Origin of the sequence: uncultured Mucilaginibacter sp., assembly GCF_937859865.1 — a bacterium.
GTDB lineage: Bacteria > Bacteroidota > Bacteroidia > Sphingobacteriales > Sphingobacteriaceae > Mucilaginibacter_A.
On the sequence record NZ_CALMAT010000025.1, the window covers coordinates 1 to 8,919 of the forward strand.

Annotated in this window: 6 protein-coding genes; 5 read left to right on the forward strand and 1 reads right to left on the reverse strand. The window is 41.3% G+C overall.

Features of this window, described 5'->3' with window-relative positions:
* On the reverse strand, positions 1-835 hold an 835-nt coding region (locus Q0192_RS03335), incomplete at its 3' end, for an alpha/beta hydrolase (protein ID WP_299286059.1).
* Positions 836-1,170: 335 nt separating this feature from the next.
* On the opposite strand from Q0192_RS03335, the gene Q0192_RS03340 reads away from it, so the two are divergent.
* The 5 genes from Q0192_RS03340 to Q0192_RS03360 all read left to right on the forward strand — a co-directional run.
* Entirely contained in the window at positions 1,171-2,277 is a 1,107-nt protein-coding gene (locus Q0192_RS03340; protein WP_299286062.1) for a Fic family protein, read from the forward strand.
* 124 nt (positions 2,278-2,401) lie between these two features.
* On the forward strand, positions 2,402-3,169 hold the full coding sequence (locus Q0192_RS03345; protein WP_299286065.1) for a Ku protein: 768 nt from the start codon (positions 2,402-2,404) through the stop codon (positions 3,167-3,169).
* Between the two features lie 13 nt (positions 3,170-3,182).
* Entirely contained in the window at positions 3,183-5,672 is a 2,490-nt protein-coding gene (ligD, locus tag Q0192_RS03350) for a DNA ligase D (protein ID WP_299286068.1), read from the forward strand.
* Positions 5,673-5,910: 238 nt separating this feature from the next.
* The gene (locus Q0192_RS03355; RefSeq protein ID WP_299286070.1) at positions 5,911-7,512 is read left to right on the forward strand and encodes a DUF6377 domain-containing protein; all 1,602 of its coding nucleotides are present in this window, start codon (positions 5,911-5,913) and stop codon (positions 7,510-7,512) included.
* 330 nt (positions 7,513-7,842) lie between these two features.
* Positions 7,843-8,919: alpha-amylase family glycosyl hydrolase (locus tag Q0192_RS03360; protein ID WP_299286073.1), on the forward strand; the 1,077-nt coding region annotated here is incomplete at its 3' end.

Genomic DNA, 8,919 nt, shown 5'->3' on the forward strand with positions numbered 1-8,919 from the left:
AATCATCCGGCTTTTCAACCATTGGAAAGTGGCCGGTAGCATGAATAGACCAAACCTGGAAAGGAATTTTTTTAGCTTTTAAGCCAGCAGTATTTGTAGGTTTTACGTCGCTGTTAATTAAACATAATTTTCTGTTTGCTTTAATTAATTTGGTTGCTTCGTCAAAATTATTAAGTTCTAAACAAGCTGTTGCAATAGTTGGATCTGAATGGGCAGCATCATTTAAAACCCTTTTTCTAACTTCTTGACTTGTGGTTTTGTAAAATAAATCGTGATTAACATATTCAAAAGCCAATGCTTTAAAATGATGTTTTAACGAATCAATATATTGGTTGTATATTAGAGTATCTTTTCTGCTTGGAGTTTCCCCAACGCCTACACTTTTAAAATTATCTATTCCAATTAAACCAACAACTTTCTGCGGAGAATTAATTGCCGCCTGGACAATAATATCGCCAGCCATAGAATGTCCAATTAAAATAACGTTTTTTAAATGCAATTGTGCAATTACAGAATCTACGTCTCTGCCAAAAGCTGTTGTGTTCCAAGTTGTTCTGTTTTTTCCTGATTTTCCAAAGCCAGGCAAATCCATAGTTACAACACGATACTTTTTGTTAAAATAAGCAACCTGGTTGTTCCAATAAGTTTTGTTGATGCACCAGCCATGTACAAACAGTAAAGTTGTATCTCCATTGCCATTATCAGTATAACTTATTTTAACTCCTTGATCTTGCACTTCTGTTTTGGTTGATTGTATATTGTTTCCGGAATGATTATTACAAGCTGTTAAGACAGTTGCAATGTTAAACAATATTAAATAGTATGTCTTTTTCATATAGGGTTATTTGGATGGATGCAAAGTAGTAATAATAGATACTTGGTTTTTTTCCTATGTGCCTTTTTAACTTTATTTAACAATAAGCTTGATTTTAAAAATTAGTGAACTTGTATAAACAGATGAATCAACAATTGATTATTTTTAGAACGATACTGTTTTTATCACTTAAAAAAAGGAATTGTAGCAGTTGTTGGAACTGAAGTGATTTTTATGCCGATAAAAAAAGTATGTTAGTGAAATAAGCTCAATGTCTTATTCTATGAGCCGAATAAAGCACCTAATCGGCTCAAAATATAAGTATATTTGAGCTGATTAATTTGATTGTTTGGCTCATGGTATATAATTGGCAAAGAAAAGAATGGCCTGATTTCACTTATAACATTACTGCTATTGAAGAAAAGCTTTACAAGTTTTCTGAAAAGACAGGCCTGGTTACCGGCATCCTCAAAGCTTTGCCATCAGACACACAGATGGAAGCAATTATTGATGTAATGGTTGCCGAGGCAATAAAAAGTTCTGAAATTGAAGGTGAATATTTCAGCCGAAAAGATGTCATGTCGTCCATCAGAAAAGGGCTGGGTTTGGTCGAAGAACATCAGCCGACCGATAAAAAAGCAAAAGGCATTGCCAACTTAATGGTTGATGTGCGCAATACATATCAAGAGCCGTTAACAACAGCGCAATTGTTTTTATGGCATACCATGTTGCTGGGCAGTGAGGCCAATATAAAAGTGGGGGCCTGGCGTAGCCACCTGGAGCCGATGCAAATAGTTTCGGGGGCTTTAGGAAAAGAAAAAGTTCATTATGAAGCGCCGTCATCAGAAAAAGTGCCAATGGAGATGGACCGGTTTATAACCTGGTTTAACGAAACCGGGCCGGGCGGTAAAAGCGAAATAAAAAAGGCGCCAGTTCGGTCGGCAATAGCACATTTATATTTTGAATCAATACATCCGTTTGAAGATGGGAACGGCAGGATTGGGCGTGCCATAGCAGAAAAGGCTTTATCACAAGGCATTGGCCGTCCTGCATTTCTAAGTTTGTCTAAAACCATCGAAAAAAAAAGAAACAGCTATTACAATGCTTTAGAAGTTGCACAACAATCGCTCGATATTACGGCATGGCTTGGTTATTTTGTTGATGTAATTTTAGATGCACAACAAGACACCGAAAACCAGATTGATTTTGTGTTGAAAAAGACATTGTTTTTCGACAGGTTTAGGGACAAATTTTCTCAACGTCAACTGAAAGTTATCAAAAGGATGCTGGAAGAAGGGCCAAAAGGTTTTGTTGGCGGCATCAACGCCAGTAAATACGGAACCTTAACCAGTATTTCCAAGGCAACAGCGACGAGAGACCTTCAGGAATTGCTGGCCATAGGTGCTTTAATACCTTTGGGCGAAAGCGGAGGGCGAAGTACGAGGTATGAATTGAATTTGTAAAGGTTGGGTATGGTAAGGCAGATTTTATGTTGATAAAAGAAGCATGAAAAGTTTAGGATATTCTTTTCCGCTAAACATTTCATCCCCAACCGCACTTATACCATTTCAACCTAAATTTATTAAAATGAGATCCATCTGGAACGGTACAATTTCTTTCGGGCTGGTCAGTATTCCCATCAAACTATATTCGGCGGTGCAAGAGAGTTCTTTGGATTTGGATATGTTGGACAGCCGCGACCAGGCCAACATACATTTTATGCGCGTCAATGCCAAAACAAAGGAGGAAGTGCCATACGATAAAATTGTAAAAGGCTACAAGCTGAACGATGAATACGTGATTTTGGACGAGCAGGATTTTGAAGAAGCCAGCCCTGAGAAAAGCAAAACCATTGATATTGAAAACTTTGTAAAAGTGGCCGATATCAACCCGATGCTTTTTGAAACTTCGTATTATGCCGAAGCCACGAAACAAGGCCAGAAAGCGTACATCTTGTTGCTGGAAGCGCTGAAGAAATCGAAAATGGCGGGTTTAGGCCAGTTTGTGTTGCGGCAGCGCGAACATTTGTGCGTGATTTACGAGCAAAACGGCGTCATCACGATTTCGAGGATCAGGTTTGCACACGAGATCAGGGACAGTTCAGAGATCAATATTGACCACGAAACCAGCCTCAGCAAAAAGGAAATGGATGTGGCCATGGCACTCATCAAACAATACACTACCGATTTCGACATTGAGCAATACAAAGACACTTACACCGATGATCTGCTAAAAATTATCAAAGCCAAAGCCAAAGGAAAACGGCCAACCATTAAAAAACTAACGCCGCAAAAACCAAAAAGCGACGATCTGTACGAGCAACTGATGGAAAGCCTCAACAAAAAAGGTGCATAAAAACAGTATTGCTATGTCGTTAGAAAAGTACAACAGTAAACGCAAGTTTGATAAAACGCCGGAACCGGAAGCCGGAAAAAATACCGATAAAAACAGCATGGCGTTTGTGGTTCAGCGGCACCACGCTTCGCATTTGCATTACGATTTCAGGCTGGAGCTGGACGGCGTTTTAAAAAGCTGCGCCGTACCGAAAGGTCCTTCGCTCAACCCAAAAGATAAGCGGCTAGCGATGATGGTGGAAGACCATCCGTATGATTACCGGACGTTTGAAGGCGAAATCCCGAAAGGAAATTACGGTGCCGGCGTGGTTGCGATTTTTGATTCGGGAACTTACCAGTCTTTAGCTGCCGACAGAAAAGATGATGTAAAAGAACTGCGCAAAGGTTTGGCAAGCGGCAATTTAAAATTCAGGCTGAACGGCGAAAAATTAAAGGGCGAGTTTGCTTTGGTGAAAATCAAAAACGATGAGCAGAACGCTTGGCTGCTGATCAAACACAAAGATGAATTTGCGACAGACAAAAAGTTTGACATTGAACAATTGGTTGACAAGGAAGTAAAAGTTTTGGGCAAAAACTTCGCAAACACGCCAGCTTCCAAAGAAACCGAAAAGCAGGAAACGGCGGTAATTTCAAAACAAACAGAAGCCTTTCCGTACAGTCCAATGCTGGCCGAACCGACCACCGATGCTGTTTTTAACGATAAAAATTGGGTGTTCGAACGCAAGCTGGATGGTTACCGCATCATCGCAACGACGGGAAAACAGGTAAAATTGATTACGCGGAAAGGGCAGGATTACACTTCATACTACAAAACCATTGCCGAGGATTTGGAAGCAATTGGCGATAACGCGGTTTTGGACGGCGAAATAACGGTTGAAAATGCCGACGGAAAAGAGGCTTTCCAATTGTTGCAAAACTTTGGGGAGGGCGATGAGCAGCACAGCATCAAATATTACGTTTTCGATTTGCTGTATTTAAAAGGCCACGGTTTGCTGGAAATGCCTTTGCTTCAACGTAAAGAATTATTGAAAATGTTGTTGGAAAAGCAGTCGTTAAAAAGGGTAATTTACCACGAACACGTTTCAGAAAAAGGGCAGGAATTATACGAACAAGCCATCAAAAACGGTTGGGAAGGCGTGATTGCCAAAAAAGCCGACAGCACGTATTTGATGGGCAAAAGAAGCAATGCGTGGCTGAAGTTTAAACAGGTAAACAGTCAGGAAGCGATTATTTGCGGTTACACCGAACCTGCCGGGGCGCGCAAATATTTTGGCGCGCTGGTTTTGGGTTTGTATGATGAAGGCGGAAATTTGCAGTACATCGGCAACTGCGGCACGGGCTTTAGCCAGCAGGTTTTGAAGGACTTGTACGAGCAAATGCAGCCGCTCGTCAGCCATAAACCATTCGGAAAAAACATGAGGGTGAACCAGCAAAAAAGCGTAATTTGGGTAAAGCCCGAACTGGTTTGCGAAGTGAATTTTACCGAATGGACGGAAGACGAAAACTTGCGCCACCCGGTTTATAAAGGCTTGCGGCCGGACAAAGATCCGCAGGAAATTAAACGCGAACAACCGGAACCCAAAGCGCAGGAAAACGGGCCGATGCTTCTTTTAGCACATAAAAATTTGAAGCTGAGCAATTTGGATAAACTGTTTTGGAAAAACGAAAAAATTACCAAAGGTGATTTGCTGTATTATTACCAACAGGTGGCGGATTATCTGTTGCCGTTTTTGAAGGATAAACCGATGTCGTTAAACCGGCATCCAAACGGTGCTGATGCGCCGGGGTTTTTTCAAAAAGATGTGGAGGTAAACGAAATCCCAAAATGGTTAAAAACCGCGCAAATCCATTCGGAAAGTACCAACAAAGAGATTGATTATTTAATTGCCAACGATGCCGATACGCTGCTGTATATGGCCAATTTGGGTTGTATCGAAATGAACCCATGGTTAAGCAGGTACCAAACGCCCGAAAACCCGGAGTTTATGGTGATTGACCTCGACCCCGACGGCAATGATTTTAGTGTGGTAAAAGAAGTATCGCTAACGGTAAAAGCGGTTTTTGATCAGATGGAAATTCCTTCTTTTATCAAAACTTCGGGTTCCAAAGGTTTGCATATTTATATTTACCTGGCGGCGCAGTACGATTACAGTTTCATCAAGCAGTTTGCCAATTATGTGGCGCAACTGATCCACGAACAGCAGCCGGACATAACGAGTTTGGAACGAAGCCTGGACAAAAGGAAAGGCTTAATCTACTTGGATTACCTGCAAAACCGGCACGGGCAAACAGTTGCCGCGCCATATTCTGTACGCCCGAAACCTGGTGCTACGGTTTCGATGCCGCTAAGTTGGGAGGAAGTAGATGAGGATTTGCAGATCAAAAACTTCAACCTAAAAAATGTGCCGCAACTGTTAAAAAAGCGCGAAGATCCCTGGAAAGAAATTTGGTCTGTAAAAGTTGATTTGCTAAAAGCTTTGAAATTAAGCAAACGCCACACTTAATTTTACCTGGTAAAAGAAGCATCGGTATAATTACAAAGCAGGTTTAATTTGTAGCCTTGTTAACATCCATATTGATTTTTATCCCGTAAAAGAAGCATAGAATAAAACCGTGCTTTTTTAGTTATAAACTGCTGGTAAAACCGGTTTTTGAAACGCTGTTTGCAAACCTTGTCGTTTGTGGCCGGCTCGTAATCAACTTAAACAAAGCTTAATTTTGTACCCTGTTAAAATTTTTTTGATGCGGAACCTGGTTCTTTTGATCTTATTGCTGGCGAAAACGTTGAACGGGTTTGCAGATGGTTTTAACCAGCTTGACCAGGAATTGGGCAAAAAAAGCAGTTACGACAAGCAGAAAGAGGCAGTCATCCGCAAATTGCGGGTGCAGTTTTACAGCGTTTCTTCGTCCGATCCCCAAAACCGGTTCAACTTATGTACCCAATTATACGAGCAGTACAAATCTTACCAGTACGATTCGGCTTTTGTTTATGCAGATAAATTGCAAGCTTTAAGCCGGTTGTTAAAAGCCCCGGCAAAAGAAGCCGACAGTAAAGTAAAATTAGGTTTCATCCTGCTTTCGGCAGGCATGTTCAGGGAAACTTTCGAGGTTTTGCACACCGTAAATCCCCGTGTTTTAACCGACAGTTCGCGGTTTGATTATTATGCTTTGCTGGCCCGCGCCAATTATGATATTGCCGCCTTTAACCACGATTTGCATTATACGCCTTACTACAACCGTTTGGCCAACAAGTATTTAGATTCGGTAATTTTGCTGAGCAAACCCGGTTCGTACGAGCATGATTACTACATTAATTACCAGCAATATAAAAACGGCAAGTATCAAAACGCCGAGGCCGGTTTTGAAAACTTGTTGAACCACCACCATTTAACGCAGCACCAAATTGCCATTGTGGCCTCCACTTTGGGCAATGCTTATTTTGCCACCGGCCAGCAGCAAAATGCGGATGAAATGATGGTTAAAGCAGTAATCAACGATATTCAAACTTCCACCAAAGAAACCCTGGCTTTGTTCTGGCTTGCCGAAAACTTGTATAAAAGCGGCGATGTAAAAAACGCTTACCAGTACATGCAGCAGGCGATGAACGATGCGGAGTTTTACGGTGCCAGGCAAAGGCAGATACAAATCAGTTCGGTTTTGCCCATTATCGCAGCCCAAAATTTAAGTTTGACGGAAAAAGAAAAGGCGCGCTTTCTGATCTACCTGGTTTCTACTACCTTTTTAACGCTGTTGCTTGTCCTGGTTTCTGTCAAGTTGTTTAAACAGTTGAAAGATTTGCGGGCGAAAGAAAAAATCATTGCCGATAGCAATGCAAAACTGGAAATGATCAACCGCAAACTGACAGAAGACACGCACATCAAAGAAGAATATATCGGTTACTTTTTCGATATTATTTCCGGCTACATCCTTAAACTGGAGAAGCTGAAACGTTCGGTTGATATGAAATTATCGGTTAGAAAGTACGAGGATATTCCGGCTATTATCCATGCCATCCAGATCAAAAAGGAGCGGGAAGCGTTGTTTCGTACGTTTGACCAGGTTTTCCTCAAGATATTCCCCAACTTTATTGCTTCTTTTAATGCCTTTTTTAAGAAAGAAGACCAGGTTTGGCCAAAAGAACACGAGATGCTGACGACAGACCTTCGGATTTTTGCGCTTGTCCGCTTAGGGATTACCGATAATGCAACCATCGCCAAAATTTTAGAATATTCAGAAAAAACAATTTACGTGTACAAAATGCGGATGAAAGCGAAATCTTTAATTCAAGGCGAGGCGTTTGAGGAACGGATTATGGCGATCCAGGCAGTGGATGTTTCAAAATAAACCGGACTGATAAAGCTCGTTTTTAGTTTTTTATTCGGTAAACTATTTCCAAAATTTAGCCTTTCACCAATTTTTACCCGGTAAAAACAGTATCAGTGCTTTAAATTTTTTTATAGTTTTTTTCTATTGATTTTCTGTTAATCAGCCGGTTGCATTTCAAAAAGTTGATATTTTTTTTCCACCCGTACAAATTCCTAGTAATTGCTGTGCAGGCTGCCTTTATTTGCGTTGCCAAAAAATATCAGGCCCAGCCAATTGAGGGGGCACAGGGCCGGATAGAAACCTAAACAAGCATTCGCTTACGCGTCTGTTTATTTTAATTGTTATTGAATGAAGTTCTGGAAAGCTTTTGTATTGCTTTTTGCGTTGATGCCGCTTGTTTCGTTTAAAGCAGTATCGGTAAATATTCCTTTTCAAAATAGTACCGAAATTTCCAGGGTTGACCCGGCTTTTTGGTGGGTTGGAATGAAAAACCCGAAACTACAATTGTTAGTGCATGGCGATAATATCGCAGCCCGAAATGTAAAACTAAATTATGCGGGAGTAAAGCTGGTGCGGGTTAATAAAGTGGAAAACCCGAATTATTTATTTTTGGATTTGGAAATTGCACCGGCAACCAAAGCCGGCAGTTTTCCAATCATTTTTTCTGCTTCCGGCAAACCTGATCTGCAATTTAAATACGAACTTAAAACCCGTAACCTGGCTGCCAACCGCGCCCAAGGCGTTACCAGTAAAGACTTAATTTATTTGTTGATGCCTGACCGGTTTTCCAACGGCGATTCAAGCAACGATGTGGTTAAAGGAATGCAGGAAACCGTTTTGCACCGAGATTCTATTTACAGTCGGCACGGCGGCGACATCCAGGGATTGATGAACCATTTGGATTACCTGAAAGAATTGGGCATTACCGCAATTTGGATGACACCAGAAATCGAAAACGATGAACCACACGCATCTTACCACGGTTATGCCGTTACCGATTATTATAAGATTGACCCGCGTTTCGGCACAAACGAATTGTACAAAGCTTACGTGAAAAAGTGCCACGCAATGGGTTTAAAAGTGATCAAAGATTTGGTGCATAACCATATCGGAACAGAATCCTGGCTAATCCGGGACATGCCGATGAAAAGCTGGGTTCATCAATGGCCAAAATACACCAATTCCAACTTTCGGGATGCGGCGGTGATGGACCCGCATGCTTCTTTTACCGATAAAAAAACGATGTTGGATGGCTGGTTTGATAGCCGCATGGCTGATTTGAACGAGAACAATCCGTATGTGCAAAATTACCTCACCCAAAACAACATCTGGTGGATAGAATATGCCGGTTTGGATGGTTTCCGATTAGACACTTATCCTTATAACGATGCTGAATACATGGCCGACTGGGCGAAAAAAGTAAAG

Bases quoted from the DNA above. Each gene is read 5' to 3' on its own strand.
- Q0192_RS03340 (WP_299286062.1), top strand. From the start codon at position 1,171: ATGGTATATAATTGGCAAAGAAAAGAATGGCCTGATTTCACTTATAAC.
- Q0192_RS03345 (WP_299286065.1), top strand. From the start codon at position 2,402: ATGAGATCCATCTGGAACGGTACAATTTCTTTCGGGCTGGTCAGTATT.
- ligD (WP_299286068.1), top strand. From the start codon at position 3,183: ATGTCGTTAGAAAAGTACAACAGTAAACGCAAGTTTGATAAAACGCCG.
- Q0192_RS03355 (WP_299286070.1), top strand. From the start codon at position 5,911: ATGCGGAACCTGGTTCTTTTGATCTTATTGCTGGCGAAAACGTTGAAC.